The organism is Bradyrhizobium sp. CAR08, from assembly GCF_052871955.1.
Map to the genome: position 1 here is coordinate 187393 of NZ_JBIXJX010000011.1, position 19643 is coordinate 207035.

18 protein-coding genes are annotated in these 19643 nt (G+C 65.1%); 10 read left to right on the forward strand and 8 right to left on the reverse strand.

All coding sequences use genetic code 11. From position 1 onward, the window contains the following. Positions 1 to 29: 29 nt before the first annotated feature. Positions 30 to 1526, reverse strand: a complete 1497-nt coding sequence (locus ACIPUD_RS23685) for a sensor domain-containing diguanylate cyclase (RefSeq protein WP_446481639.1) — start codon at positions 1524 to 1526, stop codon at positions 30 to 32. A gap of 144 nt (positions 1527 to 1670) precedes the next feature. Between ACIPUD_RS23685 and ACIPUD_RS23690 the strand changes: the two genes are divergently transcribed. Further along, entirely contained in the window at positions 1671 to 1940 is a 270-nt protein-coding gene (locus tag ACIPUD_RS23690; RefSeq protein WP_018454627.1) for a DUF7662 domain-containing protein, read from the forward strand. 12 nt (positions 1941 to 1952) lie between these two features. Here ACIPUD_RS23690 and ACIPUD_RS23695 read toward each other — a convergent pair whose 3' ends face one another. Both ACIPUD_RS23695 and ACIPUD_RS23700 read right to left on the reverse strand, forming a co-directional pair. Next, positions 1953 to 4829, reverse strand: coding sequence for an EAL domain-containing protein (locus tag ACIPUD_RS23695; RefSeq protein ID WP_026232774.1), 2877 nt, complete (start codon positions 4827 to 4829; stop codon positions 1953 to 1955). 154 nt (positions 4830 to 4983) lie between these two features. After that, entirely contained in the window at positions 4984 to 5982 is a 999-nt protein-coding gene (locus ACIPUD_RS23700) for an NAD(P)H-quinone oxidoreductase (RefSeq protein WP_018454625.1), read from the reverse strand. A 111-nt stretch (positions 5983 to 6093) separates the two neighbouring features. On the opposite strand from ACIPUD_RS23700, the gene ACIPUD_RS23705 reads away from it, so the two are divergent. Together ACIPUD_RS23705 and rcdA are read left to right on the forward strand one after the other, a co-directional pair. Then, the gene (locus ACIPUD_RS23705; RefSeq protein ID WP_007605502.1) at positions 6094 to 6285 is read left to right on the forward strand and encodes a DUF1192 domain-containing protein; all 192 of its coding nucleotides are present in this window, start codon (positions 6094 to 6096) and stop codon (positions 6283 to 6285) included. Between the two features lie 538 nt (positions 6286 to 6823). Next, positions 6824 to 7333, forward strand: a complete 510-nt coding sequence (gene rcdA, locus ACIPUD_RS23710; protein WP_007605503.1) for a protease adaptor protein RcdA — start codon at positions 6824 to 6826, stop codon at positions 7331 to 7333. An 88-nt stretch (positions 7334 to 7421) separates the two neighbouring features. On the opposite strand, the gene rpmE is transcribed toward rcdA, so the two are convergent. Then, positions 7422 to 7649: a 50S ribosomal protein L31 gene (gene rpmE / locus ACIPUD_RS23715; RefSeq protein ID WP_018454622.1), complete on the reverse strand. Its 228-nt coding sequence runs from the start codon at positions 7647 to 7649 to the stop codon at positions 7422 to 7424. A gap of 212 nt (positions 7650 to 7861) precedes the next feature. Here rpmE and ACIPUD_RS23720 point away from each other — a divergent pair, with 212 nt between their 5' ends. The 4 genes from ACIPUD_RS23720 (at position 7862) to ACIPUD_RS23735 (ending at position 10837) form a co-directional block, all read left to right on the forward strand. After that, positions 7862 to 9688, forward strand: coding sequence for an ABC transporter ATP-binding protein/permease (locus tag ACIPUD_RS23720; protein WP_085351760.1), 1827 nt, complete (start codon positions 7862 to 7864; stop codon positions 9686 to 9688). Positions 9689 to 10110: 422 nt separating this feature from the next. Continuing rightward, positions 10111 to 10320, forward strand: a complete 210-nt coding sequence (locus ACIPUD_RS23725) for a hypothetical protein (RefSeq protein ID WP_085361611.1) — start codon at positions 10111 to 10113, stop codon at positions 10318 to 10320. A gap of 25 nt (positions 10321 to 10345) precedes the next feature. Continuing rightward, entirely contained in the window at positions 10346 to 10519 is a 174-nt protein-coding gene (locus ACIPUD_RS23730; RefSeq protein ID WP_162847278.1) for a hypothetical protein, read from the forward strand. A gap of 147 nt (positions 10520 to 10666) precedes the next feature. Beyond that, positions 10667 to 10837 (forward strand): hypothetical protein, encoded by a 171-nt coding sequence (locus ACIPUD_RS23735; protein WP_157642917.1) that lies wholly within the window; start codon positions 10667 to 10669, stop codon positions 10835 to 10837. A gap of 15 nt (positions 10838 to 10852) precedes the next feature. Here the strand turns inward: ACIPUD_RS23735 and ACIPUD_RS23740 are convergent, their stop codons facing one another. The 4 genes from ACIPUD_RS23740 to ACIPUD_RS23755 form a co-directional block, all read right to left on the reverse strand. Further along, on the reverse strand, positions 10853 to 11071 hold the full coding sequence (locus ACIPUD_RS23740) for a hypothetical protein (RefSeq protein WP_018454617.1): 219 nt from the start codon (positions 11069 to 11071) through the stop codon (positions 10853 to 10855). Between the two features lie 110 nt (positions 11072 to 11181). Then, positions 11182 to 11628, reverse strand: coding sequence for a GNAT family N-acetyltransferase (locus tag ACIPUD_RS23745; RefSeq protein ID WP_085361610.1), 447 nt, complete (start codon positions 11626 to 11628; stop codon positions 11182 to 11184). Then, positions 11628 to 12656, reverse strand: a complete 1029-nt coding sequence (locus tag ACIPUD_RS23750; protein ID WP_018454615.1) for a peptidoglycan -binding protein — start codon at positions 12654 to 12656, stop codon at positions 11628 to 11630. The genes ACIPUD_RS23745 and ACIPUD_RS23750 overlap by 1 nt, the downstream gene beginning before the upstream one ends. A 4-nt stretch (positions 12657 to 12660) precedes the next feature. Beyond that, positions 12661 to 13680, reverse strand: coding sequence for a flagellar motor protein MotA (locus ACIPUD_RS23755; protein ID WP_018454614.1), 1020 nt, complete (start codon positions 13678 to 13680; stop codon positions 12661 to 12663). Between the two features lie 218 nt (positions 13681 to 13898). Here ACIPUD_RS23755 and ACIPUD_RS23760 point away from each other — a divergent pair, with 218 nt between their 5' ends. From ACIPUD_RS23760 to ACIPUD_RS23770, 3 genes are all read left to right on the forward strand, one after another. Beyond that, positions 13899 to 14918 (forward strand): SAM-dependent methyltransferase, encoded by a 1020-nt coding sequence (locus ACIPUD_RS23760; protein WP_368508791.1) that lies wholly within the window; start codon positions 13899 to 13901, stop codon positions 14916 to 14918. Positions 14919 to 15149: 231 nt separating this feature from the next. After that, positions 15150 to 16343 carry an efflux RND transporter periplasmic adaptor subunit gene (locus ACIPUD_RS23765; protein WP_085351844.1) on the forward strand — a complete coding sequence of 398 codons (1194 nt, stop codon included), beginning with the start codon at positions 15150 to 15152 and terminating at the stop codon, positions 16341 to 16343. A 6-nt stretch (positions 16344 to 16349) separates the two neighbouring features. Then, positions 16350 to 19502 (forward strand): multidrug efflux RND transporter permease subunit, encoded by a 3153-nt coding sequence (locus ACIPUD_RS23770; protein ID WP_446481640.1) that lies wholly within the window; start codon positions 16350 to 16352, stop codon positions 19500 to 19502. Positions 19503 to 19643: the final 141 nt, after the last annotated feature.

Genomic DNA, 19643 nt, shown 5'->3' on the forward strand with positions numbered 1-19643 from the left:
GCTTCGCTCGCAATGACGGAACGAAACCCTCACGCCACCAGCGACAGCTTCGGCAAGCTTGCGACCACCGACTGGTTGCGGCCGCCGGCTTTTGCGGCGTAGAGCGCCTTGTCGGCGGCGGCGACCAGGATCGGCCAGTCCATGCCGGTGGTGGGAACGAGGCTCGCGATGCCGCAGGACACCGTCGAGCTCGTGTGGTCGTCGGACCATCCCTGCACCTTGGCGCGGATCTTCTCGGCCACCAGGAGGGCGTCCGTGACCGAGGTGCCCGGCAGCAGCACGGCGAATTCCTCACCGCCATAGCGCGCGGCGCAGTCGCCGGCGCGGCTCACCGAATCGGAAATGCAGATGGCGATGCCGACCAGCACCTGGTCGCCGGCCTGATGGCCGAACGTGTCGTTGTAGGCCTTGAAGTGATCGGCATCGATCATCAACAGCGCGATCGGCGTCTGCTGCCGCATCGCGCGGCGCCATTCGACGTCGATCACCTGGTCGAACTTGCGGCGGTTCTTCAGGCCGGTGAGCGCGTCGGTCGTCGCCATCTCCTCGAGCTTGCGCTCGGCCTCGGCGCGCCGGCCGATCTCGCGCGCGAGCACCAGCGTCGATGCCAGCATGAACAGGCTCAGCGCCAGCACCACGGCGCCGATGCGATAGGCTTCCCTCTGCCAGAGCTCGAACACGGTGTTCAGTGGCTTACCTGCCACCACGAATAGCGGGCTGGCCCCACCGCTGCGGACATAGAGCCGCGGCGTGCCGTCGATCGGCCCCTGCCCGGCGAATGCGCTGCCGACCTTCAGATTTTCGGCCTTCCAGACCGGCCGGTCGGCCAGATTCGTGCCGATCACGTCGAGATCAAACGGCCGCCGCATCATGACGGTACGGTCGCGCCTGAGCACGGTGATGGTGTCGTCGGGATCGAGGCTCAGCCGCTCGAACAATTCGTGGAAATAGCTGAAGCGGATCGATCCGGCGACGACGCCGAGAAAGCCGCCGTCGGTATCGCTGATGCGCCGGCTCAGCACGATCGAATAAGCGCCGCGGAACAGCATGGGACGGCTGATGAAGAGCCCGGCTTGCGGATTGTCCCGATGGGCCTTGAAGTAATCCTCGTCGCCCCGGTTCACGACAACGGGATCGAGCGTCGAGGCGTCAATGGTCAACCGGCCATCGGCGTCGAACACCTGGATCGCGCCGAAATGCCTCGCCGTGGTCGAATGGTCGAACAGGATGAGGTGACGGATCGGCTTCGAGACCGTGGCGATTTCCGGCAGCAGCATGTTGCTGGCGACCGCCTTAAGGGCCAGATCGTAGATCTCGATGTTGCGGCTGACGTCGGACTCGATGGTCGTCGCCAGGTTTTCCAGCGTCTGGCGGGCGAGCGCCTCCTCGCCTCGGCGCATGTCCAGCATGACGTTGACGCAAATGGCGGAAAAGCCGATCACCGTCACCACGGACGAGATGATCAGCAGCTTCGCCGAAAGCCGCCATGGCCGCCGGGCCGTGACGTCGCGCCATCGAGACAACATCGTTTGCTCCCGACACCAGTGAATGCGCCCGAAAGCTTGAGTAGTGTTTAAGCCGGGACGGCGCTGCCGGAATGAGTTAAAAATTGGTTTCCGCGGCTCACGTTTTTGGGCAAAGCGGAGCTTCGACCAGCGAAGAGGACAGCGGTGAACGACTACGACGCGTTGCGCGATTATCTGATGCGGCAGAAGCAGGCGGAATTCGTGCTGACCTATGAACAGATCGAAGAGATTATCGGCGCGGCCCTGCCGCGCGCGGCGAATCGTGCCTCATGGTGGGACAGCCTGCGCAGCCCGGATATCCAGATGCCGCAACGCGAAGCCTGCCTCGCCGCGGGTTTCAAGGCGATGCGGATGCCGGACGGTGCGAGCGTGCGGTTCACCAAGCTGAAGAGTGACCGGCGCAGGCCTGGGTGAGGCGAAGGGAAGCTAGCTCGCCGCTTCCAGGCGCACTTCCGTGAGCAGGCGCATCGCGGCGTCGGCATCCATGGGTTCGCCAAAGGCGAACCCTTGCGCGTATTCGCAGCCCATCTGGTAGAGCTCGACCGCGTCGGAATCGGTCTCGGCACCTTCGGCGACCACGTCCATGCCGAGGTCGTGCGCGAGCGCGATGATGGACTTCAGGATCACCGGGCGGGTGCCGCGGTTGGTGGTGCGCACGAAGGACTGGTCGATCTTGATGGTGTCGAACGGGAAGCGCTGCAGATAGGCCAGCGACGAATGGCCGGTGCCGAAATCGTCGAGCGACAGCCCGGTGCCGAGTTCGCGGATGCGCGTCAGCATCTGCGCCGCGTGCTCCGGATTCTCCATCACCAGCGATTCCGTCAGCTCCAGCTTCAGCGTGCCGCGCGCGACCGAGGAGCGCGACAGCACGGTGCGGATGTCGTGGATCAGATCGTGGCGCAGCAATTGCCGCGAGGAGACGTTGACCGATGCGAAGATCGGCTCGCGCGAGCGCATCGCGCGCTGCCAGATCGAGAGCTGCTTGGCGGTCTGGTCGAGCACGAACATGCCAAGGTCGATGATCAGGCCAGTCTCTTCCGCGATGGTGATGAATTCCGAGGGCGCCATGCGTCCGAGCTTGGGATGATCCCAGCGCACCAGCGCCTCGAAGCCGGCGACCGAACGGTCTTCAAGCCGCACGATCGGCTGGTACAGGATCGTGAGCTCCTGCCGCTCGATGGCGCGGCGCAGTTCGCTCTCCAGCGTCAGCCGGTCGGTTTTTCGCGCGCGCATCGCGGACTTGTAGACGTCGATGCGGTCGCCGCCGATGCGCTTGGAGTGATACATCGCGAGCTCGGCGTCCTTGATGATCTCGTCCGTGAGCTGAACTTGCGGATCGGACAGGGCGAGGCCGATCGAGGCCGTGAGAAAGATCTCGCGTTCGTTGAAGGCGATCGGCGCGCGGATGGTCTTGCGGATGGTCTCGGCGAAGGCGGTGATGCGGGCGGGGTCCTGCTCCGAGAGCAGGATTAAGCCGAACTGGTCGCCGGCGAGCCGCGCCAGCGTATCCTGCGGCTTCAGGATGCGGGTGAGGCGGCGGGCCAGCGTCAGCAGGATGGAATCGCCGACCGCGATGCCGACGGAATCGTTGACCTGCTTGAAGCGGTCGAGGTCGATCACCATCAGCGTCGGCCGCAGCGTCGGCATGGTCTTGGCGAAATGCGCGACGGCGCCGAGCCGGTCCATGAACAGCTTGCGGTTGGGCAGGCCGGTGAGATTGTCATGCACCGAATCGTGCAGCAGGCGCTCCTCGGCGTTGCGCAGCTCGGTGACGTCGGTGAGGGTGCCGACCACGCGCGAGACCTCGCCGTCGGAGCCGACCACCGGGCGCGCCTTCAGCGCGAACCACATGAAGTGACCGTCCGGCGTGCGCAGGCGGAAATCCTGCACCAGGCGGCCGCGGCGCTGGTCGAGCACGCTGTCGAGCGCGGCGCGGAAACGGTCCTGGTCGAGCGGGTGCAGCACTTCGAGCCAGGAGGCGGCCGGGCCTTCCAGCGTGCCGCGCTTGAGGCCGAGCAGGGCCTCGGTCTCAGGGCTGGTAAAGACCTTGTCGGCGGACACGTCCCAGTCCCAGATCAAATCGCCGGAACCGGCCAGCGCCAACGCGCGGCGCTCGATGTCGGAGACGACGCCGGTGGTGGCGCCGCCGCCCGCGAACGCATGCTGCATCACCGTGAAGCCGATCAGCATCACGATCAGCACGAGGCCGCCGAGCAGGGCAGGGCCGACGATGTCGTTGGTGACGGAGCCTGCGACCGTCATGCCGGCCGCGACCACCCAGACCACCAGCAGGAACCAGGTCGGGATCAGCAGCACCGCGCGGTCGAAGCCGTGGGTGGAGAGATAGACGATCAGCGCGAAGCCGGCGAAGGCAATCAGCACCAGCGAGATGCGCGCGATGCCGGAGGCCACCGCAGGGTCGAACAGGGCCAGCGCCACCAGTGATCCCAGGAACGCGAGCCAGCCCACCGTGATGTGGGAATAGCGCACGTGCCATCGACTGAGATTGAGATAGGCGAACAGGAACACCAGCAGCGTCGCCGCCAGGATCGCCTCACCCGCCGCGCGCCAGATGCGCTCGGCGTTGTTCGACATGTCGAGCACCTTGCCCCAGAAGCCGAAATCGACGCCGATATAGACGAGCACCGCCCAGGCCAGCGCCGCGGCGGCCGGGAACATGATGCTGCCCTTGACCACGAACAGGATTGTCAGCACCAGCGCCAGCAAGCCGGAAATGCCGATCACGATGCCCTGGTACAGCGTGAACGAGTTGACCTTGTCCTTGTAGGATTCCGGCTCCCACAGATAGAGCTGTGGCAGCTTGTCGGTGCGCAGCTCCGCGACGAAGGTGACGACGGCTCCGGGATCGAGGGTGACGCGGAAGACGTCGGCGGTCGGGCTCTCCTGCCGCTCCGGCCGGTCGCCGGTCGAGGGCGTGATGGTCGCGATGCGCGACAGCCCGAGGTCGGGCCACAGCAGCCCCGAGGAGACGATACGGTAATGCGGGGCGACGATCAGGCGGTCGAGCTGGTCGTCGGTGTTGTTGGCGAGCGCGAACACCACCCAGTTCTGGCCGCCTTCGCGGGCGCGCACCTCGATGCGGCGGACGATGCCGTCGGTGCCGGGCGCGGTGGAGACCTGGATGCGGTCGGCGTCGCTGCGCTGATGCTCGAGCACACCGGTGAGGTCGATCGCGGGCGCGTCACCGCGGACGCTGACAGCGTCCAGCGCGCGCGCCGGGAACGCGCAGACGAGAATCATGAGGCCCAGCGCTATGGGCGCGAGGCACCTGATCAGACGCAAGGTCAGTTCTCCGCGTTCGACGCAAACTCTTCGGTGCAGGCTCTTCGGTGCACGGCGTTTTCCGAACGGAACAAGGTGGTTCGGTGCGTCGCGATAGATGCCACGAAAGCGAGGAAAATCAAAGGGTTTCCGGCTTGCCCTGTGGGCCGTTGGCCTAGACCTCCAACACAATTTTGCCAATATGTGCCGAGGTTTCCATCCGCCGGTGCGCGTCGGATGCTTTTTCCAGCGGGAAAGTGCTGTCCATCAGCGGCTTGACGCGGCCTTCGCGCAACAGCGGCATCACTTTCGCCTCGATCGCGGCCACCATCGCCGCCTTGTCCGCATTACTACGGGGGCGCAGCGTCGAGCCGGTATGGGTCAGGCGCTTCACCATCACCTTGGCGATGTTGACGGTGACCTTGGGCCCGTTGAGGGTCGCGATCTGCACGATGCGGCCGTCGAGCGCTGCGGCGTCATAGTTGCGATCGACATAGTCGCCGGCGACCATGTCGAGGATCAGATTGGCGCCGGCATTGTTGGTCTCCGCCTTGACCACGGCGACGAAGTCTTCGGTCTTGTAGTTGATGGCACGATCCGCGCCGAGCTTGAGGCAGGCATCGATCTTGTCCTGCGATCCCACGGTGACGATCACCTTGGCGCCGAAAGCTTTTGCGAGCTGGATCGCCATGGTGCCGATGCCGGAAGAGCCGCCGTGGATCAGCAGCGTCTCGCCGGCCTTCAGGGCGCCGCGCTCGAACACATTGTGCCAGACCGTCATCAGTGTTTCCGGCAGTGCGCCGGCTTCCTTGATCGACAGCGACGGCGGCACGCTCATCGCCTGACCGTCCTGCGCGATGCAGTACTGCGCATAACCGCCACCGGCGACCAGCGACATCACCTTGTCGCCGATCTTGTGCCGCTTGGCGTTGCTGCCGACGGCCACCACTTCGCCGGCGATTTCGAGGCCGGGCAGGTCGCTGGCGCCGGGCGGCGGCGGATAGGCGCCGGAGCGCTGCGCGACGTCGGGACGGTTGACGCCGGCGGCCTGCACCTTGACCAGGATCTCGTCGGGGCCGGGCTGCGGCAGCGCCCGTTGTTCCGGCACCAGCACTTCCGGTCCGCCGGGTTTCGAGATGGCGACCACGGTCATTTGCGCGGGCAGCTTGTCCATGATGTGTCCTTGAGCAAAGGTGCGGGATGGAACGAGGCCATTGCTTAGCCAGCGGCGTGCAGGCTGGCAACCGCCTCAGCCGCTTGTGAGGCGAACGCAGGAGGAACCAGGATGGCGATGGAAGACGACGACCGCCCGCGCAAGAAGATCAGCCATGACATCGGACAGGATCTCTCACTGTTGTCGGTGGAAGAACTGACCGAGCGCATCGCGCTCCTCAAGGGCGAGATCGCAAGATTGGAAGAAGCCGCAACAAAGAAACGCGCCTCGCGCGATGCGGCCAACAGCGTTTTCAAAAAGTAGGCCTCGAAACAATAGCTGTCGTCCCGGCGGAGGCCGGGACCCATACGCCGTGCGAGCAGTTTTCCGAAGACTCGGAGTTGCCGGCTCGCGCGACGACTTTTCCCTGTGGCTATGGGCCCCGGCCCCCGTGCGCAATTGCGCACTAGGCCGGGGCGACGGGGAGAGTTTGTTCCGCAGCCCACTCGGCCACTGACCGACATGGCTAACGAACCCTCAAGATAATCGCTCGTTTACTCCACATTAAGCTTTCGGGTTTATGACTGGGAACTGTCCTCGTTTGGACACCGAGTGGCTCCTGTCCACTCTGTTTGACGCCTCCCTGTTATCAACTTTCAAAGCCGCCGGTTTTCCGGCGGCTCTTTTTTTGCGCCCAGCTCCGCCTTTTTTCGTCTCGCACCGGTTGAATTCCGGGCAAAGACCCGCGGAAACCATATCCGCGCTTGTCACTGGACTCGGCGTCCGGCCCGCGCAATGATTTGTTCATCATAAGCCGGTGCCAAAGCCGGGCAGTCAGACAGTTGCGTAAGGGGCGTTAACCATGGAACGTTTGCAAGCCGAAGGCGCTCTCGTTCAACTCAGCGAGCGGTTCACCAATTCTGCGGCGTTCGGCGTCCTGTTCCGTGAGGGCATGGACCTGGTCGAGGAGACCGCCGCCTATCTCGATGGCGCCGGCCGCACCGAGGCCAAGGCGCTCGATCGTGCCGTCAGCCTCACCTATGCGACCGAGAGCATGCGCCTGACCACCCGCCTGATGCAGCTCGCCTCGTGGCTGCTGCTGCATCGCGCCGTGAAGGAAGGCGAGATGACGCTGGGCCAGGCCAATCGCGAAAAGACCAAGGTCAAGCTCTCCGCCGCCGATCCCGGCTCCACCGACACCATCGAGAAGCTGCCGTCGCAGCTCCAGGATCTGATCCATCGCTCGATGAGCCTCCAGACTCGCGTGCGCCGCCTGGACACCACCATCCACACCCCGCCGGTCGATCATTCCTCGATCGGCAACCCGCTGGTGCCGCATCTCAACGCGTTGAAGGCGGCGTTCGAGCGGTAAGCTCCCGTCACTGCGACGAGCGCCCCCAAAACAAAAAACGCCCCCGGCTCTCCGGGGGCGTTTTCGTCTCCAGCCTCGAGGGGCCGGATCAATCCTTTTTGAGAAAGCCCGAAAACTTCTTCTGGAAGCGCGAGACGCGGCCGCCGCGATCCAGCAGCTGCGCGTTGCCGCCGGTCCAGGCCGGGTGCGACTTGGGGTCGATGTCGAGGTTCAGCGTGTCGCCTTCCTTGCCCCAGGTGGAGCGGGTCAGGTACTCGGTTCCGTCGGTCATCACGACCTTAATCGTATGATAGTTCGGGTGAATTTCGGCTTTCATGGCAATTCCTCGGCGCCCCGGCGCCTCACTTGAGTGGCTATCGAATGACGGATTTGGCGCGGTCTATACCCCACGAGGCCCTGTAAAACAAGCCATTGCAGGGCCTTAGTAGGGGACCGGGCGGCCCCCTAAGGGACATCCCGGATTTGCCACTCCCGCTCGCCCGGCCTATCTGGAGCGGAGCACCTCTCTTTGTCTTTTGGTCGGATCTCATGAGCGCAGTAGAACGGCTTGAAACCGGGTCCGCGGAAGCCCCGTCGATCGAGGCCGACCTGATCGAGGCGCCGGCGAAGAGCCGCGCGAAGCTGCGGCCGCTGTTGGCGCTCGCGCCCTATGTCGCCCGCTATCGCGGCCGGGCGGCGCTGGCCTTCGTCGCGCTGACGATCGCGGCACTGACCACCCTGCTGGTGCCGGTCGCGGTGCGCAGGATGATCGATTTCGGCCTGACGCCTGAGGGCATCGAGCTGATCAACAGCTACTTCTCGGTGATGATCGCCGTCGTCGCCGTGCTCGCGCTGGCGAGTGCCGCGCGCTACTACCTCGTGATGACGATCGGCGAGCGCATCGTCGCCGATCTCAGGCGTGACGTCTTCGCCCATCTGCTGTCGCTGTCGCCGGCCTTCTTCGATTCCGCGCGCAGCGGCGAGCTGGTGTCGCGCCTCACCGCCGACACCACCCAGATCAAATCCTCCGTCGGCGCCTCGGTCTCGATCGCGCTGCGCAATCTGATGATGTTCTTCGGTGCCGCGGCGATGATGGTGATCACCAGCCCGCGGCTGTCGGGCTTCGTGCTGCTCGCCATTCCCCTGATCGTGCTGCCGCTGGTCGCCTTCGGGCGCTGGGTGCGGCGGCTGTCGCGCAATGCGCAGGACACGCTGGCCGAGGCCTCCGCCTATGCGAGCGAGCTGGTCGGTGCGATCCGTACCGTGCAGGCCTATACCAGCGAGAGCCTCGCCGAGAAGCGCTTCGGCGGCGAGGTCGAGCAGGCCTATGAAGCCGCGCGCACCTCCACGCAGGCCCGTGCCGTGCTCACCGCCATCATCATCTTCATCGTGTTCGCAAGCGTGGTCGCGATCCTCTGGATCGGCTCGCACGACGTGCTGACCGGCACCATCACGCCGGGCCGGCTCGGCCAGTTCGTGCTCTATGCGGCCTTCGCCGCGGCCGGCCTCGGCCAGCTCAGCGAAGTCTGGGGCGAGATCTCGGCGGCATCAGGCGCTGCCGAGCGCCTGTTCGAGATCCTGCATGTGCAGCCCGACATCACGGCGCCCGCTTCGCCGCGCGCGCTGCCGGTGCCGGCGCGCGGCGAAGTCGGCTTCGACCATGTCAGCTTCGCCTATCCGGCGCGGCGCGACGTCAATGTGCTCGATGCCGTGTCGTTCGCCGTGCGTCCCGGCGAGAAAGTCGCGATCGTCGGTCCGTCCGGCGCCGGCAAGAGCACGATCTTTCATCTCTTGTTGCGCTTCTACGATCCGCGCAGCGGCGCGATCTCGCTCGACGGCGTGCCGGTCAAATCCGCCGATCCCCGCGAATTCCGTTCGCGTATCGCGCTGGTGCCGCAGGAATCCAACGTGTTCGCGGCCAGTGCCCGCGACAACATCCGCTTCGGCCGACCCGATGCCACCGATGCCGAGGTCGAGCGCGCGGCCGAGCTCGCGCACGCCGCCGAGTTCATCCGCCGTCTGCCCGAAGGTTTCGACACCCCGCTCGGCGAGCGCGGCGTGACGCTATCCGGCGGCCAGCGCCAGCGCATCGCGATTGCGCGTGCGATCCTGCGCGATGCGCCGCTGCTGCTGCTCGATGAAGCCACCTCCGCGCTCGATGCCGAAAGCGAGACGCTGGTGCAGACCGCGCTGGAAGAGCTGATGCGCCACCGCACCACGCTCGTCATCGCGCACCGCCTCGCAACCGTCCTGTCGTGCGACCGCATCCTGGTGATGGATCAGGGCAGAATCGTCGAGCAGGGCACGCATGCCGAGCTCGTGGCTGCGAACGGGCTCTATGCCAGGCTGGCGAGGTTGCAGTTCGAGGGGGCGTGAGGCGGAGTACTCCGGACTGCTGCCCCACTCACAGTGTCATCGCCCGCGAAGGCGGGCGATCCAGTACTCCGAGACGGAAGGGATCAAGGGATAAGCCGCGGCGTACTGGATTCCCCGCCTCCGCAGGGAATGACAGCGGAGCTTTTGGTGAGAGCGTCGCACCACATGGTCTCCCTTCGTAGCCGGGTCGATAGCGGACATTTGTCGATCTGATCGGCTGCGCGATTCGAATCGGCCACATCGTAAGGTGATCGATGGAAGCGGCGCTGCTGGCTGTCGCAGAACATGGGCGTCGTCGTTTTGATGAGTTTCGGAATGCTCGTCGTTGGCTTCAGGAATTTCGGACAGCGTTGGCGCGCGCGGAGGGAGTGGACGGCCGCGGCTGCTGAAGCTAGGGTTCGGGCCGACCCAGGAGACGCCAAATGCCTTATTCGACAGCCGACCAGACCCGAGGCGAGCGCAACGGCAAGCTTGTCGCCGACGTCTTCTGCGCGCTCTTGCTTGCTACCTTTTCCGTGGTCTTCTTCGGTTGGCTCGGCGGTCTGGCCGCCTTCATTGTCGTCGAAAGTTGCCTGCTCGCAATCGATTGGGTGATTCCTAGCAAGAACGATGCGGCAGGCGTTGTTCGTTGAGCTGACGGAGTGGACGGTGTTGTGAATGATTGTTCTGATCGGTCCGGTACTGTTCATCCTCCTCATCCTGTTCGCTATTCGACAGCAAAAGCGCGGCCTTGCGGGGTGGAAAGCGGCGCTGCTTGTTGTCGCTGGTAGCGGCGTCATCGTTGTGCTGAGTTTCGGATTGCCCATCGTGGGCTTCCGGAATTTCGGATAGGGCAGCCCGCGCCCCTGAGCCGAGTGGATGAACCTTGCAGTTCCCCCGGATGTGGCGCCTAATCAGGTATCGCCGGCCAAAGGCTCGTCCGTAGGCGTCGGTGCCTGAGAGATGATTTGTGCTCCCGCCTCAATGGGAGTGCGCCTCATGGCCCCGCCATTCAGCAAGGAAACCCACGAACTTTTGGAGCGGGCGCAGCGAGCGATCGATGAGTCGATCCGGCTTCGCGAAGACAGCCAACGCGCGATCCGCCAAGCCGAAAGCTGGCAGTTCGAGCTTGAACTCCGCTTGAGCCGAGAGCGCACCGCGGCGAGTTGACGGCAACACTGCTTATCAGCACTTCGGCGACAGCGCCGGCACGTTCGGCCATGGCCAGTTCTTCCAGCTCCCGTCCTCATCAACGCAGGCCGATGGCCCAAGGCCATTCGTCGGAGCACTCGTCGTCTTGACCGGCGTGGCGAGGTGCTGGTCGACATAGCTCGTCGAAACATATCCGGCGACGATGACGCCGAGCAGGACCGAAGACCCCTTGGCCAGATCGCTCAATTTCATCGGTCATCTCCATCCGCTTGCCGGCGCAACTTGCGGGCACAACGACTAGCTGACGTCCTGGGATCCCGACGTGACGGCCGTCACGCGTCCAGAATCAAGATCGCCAGAATCTAAGGTTGCCAAATCATCTTCAGCACCGGACGTCCCGAGGTCGGGTTCACCTCGTCGCCGGCATGCGCGAAGCCGTTGCGCTCGTAGAAGCGGATGGCGCGGCTGTTGTCCTTGTTGACAAGCAGTGTCACGCCCGCCGGTGACAGGCGCTTGGCCTCATCCACCAGCAGCCGCGCCGCGTCCGAGCCCCAGTGCGCGGGATCGACCACGAGCTGGTCGAGATAACCGTCGCCGTCGATGGTGACGAAGCCGGTCAGCGCGCCGTCCTGCTCCGCGACCACGATCGAAGCCTTCGGCACCAGCTCCTTGCGCCAGCGCTCGCGCCACCAGTCCAGGCGGGCCGCGAAGTCGATCTGCGGATAGGCCTGCTGCCAGGTGCGATGCCACAGGTCAATCGAGGCGGCCTCGTCCTCGGGACGGTAAGGGCGGAGGTGGAGGGCGCTCACTACCGCTCCGTCAGCTTCAGCTCGATGCGGCGGTTGCGCTTGTAGGCTTCCTCGGTGTTGGCCGTGTCGAGCGGCTGGAATTCGCCGAAGCCGGCGGCGACCAGGCGCTGGGCCGGCACGCCGAGCGAGATCAGGTACTGCACCACGGAGATCGAGCGCGCGGCCGAGAGGTCCCAGTTCGACTTGAAGTTCGGACCGTTGACCGGGCGCACGTCGGTATGGCCGTCGACACGCAGCACCCAGGGGATCTCGTTCGGGATTTTCTTGTCGAGATCGATCAGCGCGGTTGCGAGCGTGTCGAGCTCGGCGCGGCCTTCGGGCAGCAGCACCGCCTGTCCGGTGTCGAAGAAAACTTCGGACTGGAATACGAAGCGATCGCCGACGATGCGGATGTCGGGGCGGTTGCCGAGGATGGCGCGCAGGCGGCCGAAGAATTCCGAGCGATAGCGCGACAATTCCTGCACGCGCTGCGCCAGGGCGACATTCAGGCGAGAGCCCAGGTCGGCGATGCGATTTTGCGATTCCTTGTCGCGCTTCTCGCTAACGTCGAGCGCCTCTTCCAGCGCGGCCAATTGCCGCCGCAGCGCGCTGATCTGCTGGTTCAGCACCTCGATCTGCGCCAGCGCCCGGGCCGAAACCGCCTTCTCGGAATCCAGCGCCTTGCCGAGCTCGGAGGACTTGCCTTGCGCATCGTTGCCGGCCGCGGCGAGCCCCTCATAGAGGCCCTTGATGCGGTCGCGCTCGCTCTCGGCCGAAGCGAGGCCGGCCTTCAGCGACGAGACCTGGTCGTCGAGCGTGAGCTTGCCGAGCTTCTCCAGCGACAGTAATTCGTTGAGCTGCGCGATCTTGGCGTTGAGCTGCTCCAGCGCCTTGTCCTTGCCGGTGACCTCCTGCGACAGGAAGAACTGCACGACCAGGAACACCGACAGCAGGAACACGATCGACAGCACCAGCGTCGACAGCGCGTCGACGAAGCCGGGCCAGTAGTTGAAGGAGGTATCGCCGCGGCGACCGCGCGCCAGTGCCATGTCGCTAACCCTTCTCGGGCTGACGCGCGATGCGCTCCAGCAGGCGCCGGATCTCGCGGTTCTGCTCGCCCTGGCCGTCGGCCCATTCGCGGATCATCTGCTGCTCGGTCCGCATATGCGAGACCAGCGCCTGGATGGCTTCGGCGAGGCTCGCCATCGCCGCGGTGGTGCCGCGGCTGCCGCTGCCTTCCTCGAGCACGGAGCGTAAGCGCTCGACGACGGCCTGAAGCTCGCCGCTGGCAATGCCACCGCCAGTGCCGGCAACAGCCACCTCGCCGCTGCCATATTCGCGCACGGTGGTGGCAAGCCAGTCTTCGAGGTCGGTGTAGAAACGGTTCTGCGCCTGGCTCGATTGCAGGTCGAGGAAGCCCAGGATCAGCGAGCCGGCGAGGCCGAACAGCGAGCTCGAGAACGAGATGCCCATGCCGCCGAGCGGGGCGGCCAGCCCCTCCTTCAGCGTGTCGAACAGGGCGCCGGAATCGCCGCCGACCTTGAGCCCGTCGATCACCTTGCCGACCGAGCCGACCGTTTCGATCAGGCCCCAGAAGGTACCGAGCAGGCCGAGGAAGACCAGAAGCCCGGTCATGTAGCGGGAGATGTCGCGGGCCTCGTCGAGGCGGGTCGCGATCGAATCGAGCAGGTGCCGCATGGTGGTCTGGGTGATCGACATCCGCCCGGTGCGCTCGCCGCCGAGGATCATCGCCATCGGCGCCAGCAGCTTGGGGTGGCGGGCGGGCGCAAGGCCGGGATCGGCGATGCGGAAATTGTTGACCCAGGAGACTTCGGGATACAGCCGGATCACCTGGCGGAAGGCCAGGATGATGCCGATGAACAGCACGCCGCCGATCAGGGCATTGAGCCCGGGATTGGCGAAGAAGGCCTGAATGATCTGCTTGTAGAGCACCACCCCCACCAGGGTGCAGAGCACCAGGAAGACCAGCATCCGCACCAGGAAGACGCTGGGCGAGGAAAGCTTGGTGTATTCGATGTCGAGGGAGGAGCGGGGCGAGGCGCCTGGCGGCATGGCCGGTATCATCCGTTAACTTGCTTGCGGGGCGCACTATGGCACAGCGCCAGCCCAAAAAAAGCGCCGGATGCGCCGATTTCGGGGAGAGCTGGGGAACCCAAAGCTGAAACCGGGCTTTGGTAAGGACGTACTTTGCAAATCGTCGGCATTCCACAGGTTCAAGTCGCACTTTTTCCCCTGGCGCCAAAACCCGCCGCCCAAGACGGAGTCGTCGCATGAGCGTCGTGTCCGCGATCATCGGGACTGCCGAACGGGTGCCGTTGCCTGATGTCGTGATCCGCGCGGCGATCCAGCGCCTGTGCTCGCGCACGGTGACGCGCCTGTCCGCGCTGGGCGAGGCGGACGATGCCGCCTTCGCCGGGCGGATGATGCTGCGGCCGATCGCCGAGGACGCGGATGCCGAGCACGACGAGGTGCCCGCTTCGTTCTTTGCGAAGGTGCTCGGCCCCAACCGCAAATACTCCTGCTGCTTCTACAAGACCGACGCGACCACCTTGCGGGAGGCCGAGGAGGAGGCGCTGCGCCAGACCGCCGAGCATGCCGCAATCGCCGATGGTCAGACCATCCTCGAGCTCGGCTGCGGCTGGGGCTCGCTGTCGCTGTGGATGGCGCGGCAGTTTCCGCACGCCAAGGTGACGGCGGTGTCGAGCTCGCAGGCGCAGCGCGCCCATATCGAGGAAGAGGCGCGGCTGCGCGGTCTTCTTAATCTGCGGGTGGTCTGTGCGGACATCAACGTGTTCGCGCCCGACGGGCAATTCGACCGCATCGTGTCGGTCGAGATGTTCGAGCACGTGATGAACTGGCGCAAGCTGATGACACGCCTGCGATCATGGCTCGCGCCGGAGGGGCGGTTCTTCATGCACATCGTCGCTCATCGCTCCGGCTCTCACCTGTTCGACCGGGCCGATCGCGACGACTGGATCGCGCAGCGCGTCTCAACCGGCGGGCTGATGCCGAGCCATCACCTCGTCAGGCAATTCGACGATATTTTCACAGTCGAGAAGGAATGGTGCTGGAGCGGCACGCACTATCAGCGCACCGCCAACGACTGGCTCGCAAATTTCGACGCGCATCGCGACGCCATCGAGGCGGCCTTACGCAACATCCATGGCGAGGAGACCGCCCAGCGAATGCGACGCTGGCGCTGGTTCTTTCTCGCGACCTCGGGCCTGTTCGGCTATGCCAACGGAACCGAGTGGGGCGTCAGCCACTACCGGATGAAGGCGGCGGGGTAATTGCGGTCTTCTGACGCAGCACGCGGTGATGGAACCGGACTCACAATCGGGTGAGACGCGAAAAACGCCGTGAACTCAGCACCCTAGGCCGTGTGACATTGGGCCGCCCGCAAGGTGCGTTGCGTCGCAGCACGTCCGCTCTATTTTGACCGCATCAGCCGCGTGCCATGGCCCAGAACGGGCCTCGCGCCGAGCGTGATCGGTTTCAACAATATCGGGGCACCCCATTTCATGTCAGGACTTCGCGCGCGATCGGCATGCGTTGCAATGATGCTCGCGGCCTTTACGCCGCTGTTGGCGGGCTGCGACGAATCCAGCTCCGCCATTTCAGCCGCCCAGCCCAACGACCCCGACGTCAGCATCGTCATCGTCAAGCCGCAGCCGCGTGCCGTGGTGCGCGAGCTGCCGGGCCGCATTGCGCCGACGCGCGTCTCCGACGTGCGGCCGCGCGTGTCCGGCATCGTGGTCGAGCGCCTGTTCCGGCAGGGCAGCGAGGTGAAGGCCGGCGATCCACTGTATCGGATCGATCCGCGTCCGTTCGAGGTCGAGGTGATGGCCAACGAGGCTGCGGTCGCCAAGGCCGAGGCCGCGTTGATGCAGTCCCAGCAGCAGGCGCGCCGCATCGCCACGCTCACCAGCCAGCGCGCCGCGCCCGAAGCCGAGAACGAGAAGGCGATCGCGGCCGAGCGCCAGGCCCATGCCGAGGTCGAGGGCCGCAAGGCCGATCTCGCGCGCGCAAAGCTCAATCTCGACTATGCCACCGTACGCGCGCCGATCGACGGCGTCGTCGGTGCCGCCCTGGTCAGCGAGGGCGCGCTCGCGGTCCAGAACGAGACCAATCTGGCCACCATTCAGCAGCTCGATCCGATCTATGCGGATTTCACCCAGTCGGTGAACGAGCTCAACCAGCTCCGCCGCGCCTTCGAGAGCGGTGACCTCGAGCGCATCGCGCCCGACGCCGCCAAGGTGCATCTCGTGCTCGATGACAACACCCTCTACTCGCTCGACGGCAAGTTGCTGTTTTCGGATGCCAAGGTCGACGCCAATACCGGTCAGGTGACCTTGCGAGGTGAGTTCCGCAATCCCAAGCGCGAATTGCTGCCGGGCATGTATGTCCGTGTCCGCATCGACCAGGGTCTCGATAGCGATGCGATCGCCGTGCCGCAGCAGGCGATTCAGCGCAATGGCGGCGGCGGCAGCGAGGTGTTCGTCGTCAAGGACGACAATCGCATCTCGGTGCAGCCGGTGCGCACCGGTTCGGTGCAGGACGGCATCTGGTTCGTCACCGACGGCCTGAAGGCTGGCGACAAGGTCGTGGTCGAAGGCTTCCAGAAGTTCGCCGCCGGCGACAAGGTCAAGCCGCAATCCTGGTCGGAAGCGGATGCGACCGCCGACAACCGGCACGCCCAGAAGCTGATGCGGTAATAGACCATGGCGAGCTTCTTCATCGACAGGCCGATCTTCGCCTGGGTCGTCGCGCTGTTCATCTGTCTGGTCGGCGCAATTTCGATTCCGCTGTTGCCGATCGCGCAGTACCCGATCATCGCGCCGCCCTCGATCTCGATCTCGACCAGCTATCCCGGTGCCTCGCCCGAGAACCTCTACAACAGCGTCACGCGGCTGATCGAGGAGGAGCTCAACGGCGCCTCCGGCATCCTCAATTTCGAATCGACCAGCGACTCGCTCGGCCAGGTCGAGATCATCGCCAATTTCGTGCCGGGCACCGATACCAGCGCCGCCTCGGTCGAGGTGCAGAACCGCATCAAGCGCGTCGAGGCGCGGCTGCCGCGCGCGGTGATCCAGCAGGGCATTCTGATCGAGGAGGCCTCCAGCGCGGTGCTCCAGATCATCACGCTGAACTCGACCGACGGCAGCCTGGATGAAGTCGGCCTCGGCGACTTCATGATCCGGAACGTGCTCGGCGAGATCCGCCGCATCCCCGGCGTCGGACGCGCCACACTGTATTCGACCGAACGCAGCCTGCGCGTCTGGGTCGATCCGGCAAAGCTGGTCGGCTATGGTCTGACCGCCGACGACGTCAACAAGGCCATTGCCGCGCAGAACGCGCAGGTCGCTTCCGGCAGCATCGGCGCCGAGCCGTCGACCTCGACCCAGCGCACCTCCGCGCTGGTGCTGGTCAAGGGCCAGCTCTCGTCCCCGGATGAATTCGGCACCATCATCCTGCGCGCCAATGCCGACGGCTCGACCGTGCGGCTGCGCGATGTCGCGCGGATCGAGGTCGGCGGCCTCAGCTACCAGTTCAACACCCGTCTCGATGGCAAGCCGACCGCCGGTCTTTCCGTGCTGATGTCGCCGACCGGCAATGCGCTGGCGACCGCGAGCGCCGTCGAAGAGAAGATGAAGGAGCTGTCTCGCTTCTTCCCGGCCAATATCGGCTACGAGATTCCGTACAACATCACGCCCGTGGTCGAGGCCTCGATCAAGAAGGTGTTGTCGACGCTGGTCGAAGCCATCGTGCTGGTGTTCGTGGTGATGTTCCTGTTCCTGCAGAACATCCGCTACACCATCATTCCGACCATCGTGGTGCCGGTGGCGCTGCTGGGCGCCTGTACCACGCTGCTGCTCGCCGGCTATTCCATCAACATGCTCTCGATGTTCGGCATGGTGCTCGCCGTCGGCATCCTCGTCGACGATGCCATCGTCGTAGTCGAGAACGTCGAGCGCATCATGGCCGAGGAGGGCCTACCGCCCAAGGAAGCGACCCGGAAAGCGATGTCGCAGATCACCGGCGCCATCATCGGTATCACGCTGGTCTTGATGGCCGTGTTCGTGCCGATGGCGTTCTTCCCGGGCTCGGTCGGCATCATCTACCGCCAGTTCTCCGTGACCATGGTCGCCGCGATCGGCTTCTCGGCCTTCCTCGCGCTGTCGCTGACGCCGGCACTGTGTGCGACGCTGCTCAAGCCCGTCGCGGCCGGTCATGGCCATGCCAAGAAGGGCGTGTTCGGCTGGTTCAACCGCATGCTCGACAGCAGCAAGGAGGGTTATTCCCGCACCGTCGGCTTCTCGCTGAAGCGCACCGGCCGCTTGATGCTGGTCTATGTCGCGCTGCTCGCCGGCCTGTCCTGGGCCTTCGTCAATCTGCCCGGCGGCTTCCTGCCCGTCGACGACCAGGGCTTCGTCACCACCGACGTGCAGACGCCGTCGGACTCGTCCTACGGCCGGACCGAGGCGGTGATCGAGAAAGTGGAAAAATACCTGGCGCAGCGTCCGGGCGTCGACAACGTCACCTTCCTCACCGGCTTCAGCTTCTCCGGCCAGGGCATGAACACCGCGCAGGCCTTCATCACCCTGAAGGACTGGTCGGAACGCGGGCCGAAGGATTCTGCGGCCGCGATCGTCGCCGACATCAACCGCGATTTGTCGTCGTCGATCCGCGACGCAAAAATCTCCGCGCTGCAGCCGCCGCCGATCGACAATCTCGGCAACTCCTCGGGCTTCTCGTTCCGTCTCCAGGACCGCGGCCAGAAGGGTTATCCGGCCTTGATGCGCGCCGCCGATCAGTTGATCGCAGAGGCCAATGCGAGCGCTGTGCTTCAGAAGGTCTATGTCGAAGGCCTGCCCGAGGCCGGCGTGGTCAATCTCGTGATCGACCGCGAAAAGGCGGGCGCCTTCGGCGTCACCTTCGAGGACATCAACAATACGATCTCGACCAATCTCGGCTCGAACTACATCAACGACTTCCCGAACCGCGGCCGCATGCAGCGTGTCGTGGTGCAGGCCGATGCCCGCGACCGCATGCGGACCGAGGACATCCTCAACTACAACGTCAAGAACAGCCGCGGCCAGCTCGTGCCATTCTCGTCCTTTACCACCGTGGAATGGGCGCGCGGACCGACGCAGATCGCCGGCTTCAACTACTATCCGGCGGTGCGCATCTCCGGCGAGGCGAAACCCGGCTTCACTTCAGGCGATGCCATCGCCGAGATGGAACGGCTCGCCGGCAAGCTGCCGCGCGGCTTCGGCTATGAATGGACCGGACAGTCGCTCCAGGAGAAGCTGTCGGGCTCGCAGGCGCCGTTCCTGCTCGGGCTCTCGGTATTCGTGGTGTTCCTGTGCCTGGCCGCGCTCTACGAGAGCTGGACCATTCCGCTCGCGGTGCTGCTCACCGTGCCGCTCGGCATCGTCGGCGCCGTGGTCGCAGCGATGCTGCGCGGCCTGCCCAACGACGTCTATTTCACCGTCGGCCTGATCACCATCATTGGCCTTGCGGCCAAGGACGCGATCCTGATCATCGAGTTCGCCAAGGATCTTCGAAAAGAAGGCAAGCCGCTGGTGGACGCCACCATCGAGGCCTGCCGCCTGCGCTTCCGCCCGATCCTGATGACCGGCCTTGCCTTCATCTGCGGCGTGCTGCCGATGGCCATCGCCCATGGCGCCGGCGGCGCCAGCCAGCAGGCGCTCGGCAGTGTCGTGATGGGCGGCATGATCGCGGTAGTGATCCTGGCGCTGCTGATGGTGCCGGTGTTCTTCGTCTCGGTGCAGCGCGTGCTGGGCGGGGATCGGGAGAAGGCGGCGAAGCAGGGCGAGATGTACGGGCCGCCGGCGCCGGCCAAGCTGTAAGGTGAGGTGTCATGCCCCGCGCAGGCGGGGCATGCCGTACCCCGCGGCCTTTCCGTATCCGAGCGGCGTCTCTGGAATACTGGATCATCCGCCTTCGCGGATGATGACCGTCGGGTTTGCGCTGGTGAGAGTCGGCCATTG

Excerpts from the sequence above, each read along its gene's own strand:
- ACIPUD_RS23685 (WP_446481639.1), bottom strand. The coding sequence starts at position 1,526 with ATGTTGTCTCGATGGCGCGACGTCACGGCCCGGCGGCCATGGCGGCTT.
- ACIPUD_RS23700 (WP_018454625.1), bottom strand. The coding sequence starts at position 5,982 with ATGGACAAGCTGCCCGCGCAAATGACCGTGGTCGCCATCTCGAAACCC.
- ACIPUD_RS23705 (WP_007605502.1), top strand. The coding sequence starts at position 6,094 with ATGGCGATGGAAGACGACGACCGCCCGCGCAAGAAGATCAGCCATGAC.
- rcdA (WP_007605503.1), top strand. The coding sequence starts at position 6,824 with ATGGAACGTTTGCAAGCCGAAGGCGCTCTCGTTCAACTCAGCGAGCGG.
- rpmE (WP_018454622.1), bottom strand. The coding sequence starts at position 7,649 with ATGAAAGCCGAAATTCACCCGAACTATCATACGATTAAGGTCGTGATG.
- ACIPUD_RS23720 (WP_085351760.1), top strand. The coding sequence starts at position 7,862 with ATGAGCGCAGTAGAACGGCTTGAAACCGGGTCCGCGGAAGCCCCGTCG.
- ACIPUD_RS23725 (WP_085361611.1), top strand. The coding sequence starts at position 10,111 with ATGCCTTATTCGACAGCCGACCAGACCCGAGGCGAGCGCAACGGCAAG.
- ACIPUD_RS23730 (WP_162847278.1), top strand. The coding sequence starts at position 10,346 with ATGATTGTTCTGATCGGTCCGGTACTGTTCATCCTCCTCATCCTGTTC.
- ACIPUD_RS23735 (WP_157642917.1), top strand. The coding sequence starts at position 10,667 with ATGGCCCCGCCATTCAGCAAGGAAACCCACGAACTTTTGGAGCGGGCG.
- ACIPUD_RS23740 (WP_018454617.1), bottom strand. The coding sequence starts at position 11,071 with ATGAAATTGAGCGATCTGGCCAAGGGGTCTTCGGTCCTGCTCGGCGTC.
- ACIPUD_RS23750 (WP_018454615.1), bottom strand. The coding sequence starts at position 12,656 with ATGGCACTGGCGCGCGGTCGCCGCGGCGATACCTCCTTCAACTACTGG.
- ACIPUD_RS23755 (WP_018454614.1), bottom strand. The coding sequence starts at position 13,680 with ATGCCGCCAGGCGCCTCGCCCCGCTCCTCCCTCGACATCGAATACACC.
- ACIPUD_RS23760 (WP_368508791.1), top strand. The coding sequence starts at position 13,899 with ATGAGCGTCGTGTCCGCGATCATCGGGACTGCCGAACGGGTGCCGTTG.
- ACIPUD_RS23765 (WP_085351844.1), top strand. The coding sequence starts at position 15,150 with ATGTCAGGACTTCGCGCGCGATCGGCATGCGTTGCAATGATGCTCGCG.
- ACIPUD_RS23770 (WP_446481640.1), top strand. The coding sequence starts at position 16,350 with ATGGCGAGCTTCTTCATCGACAGGCCGATCTTCGCCTGGGTCGTCGCG.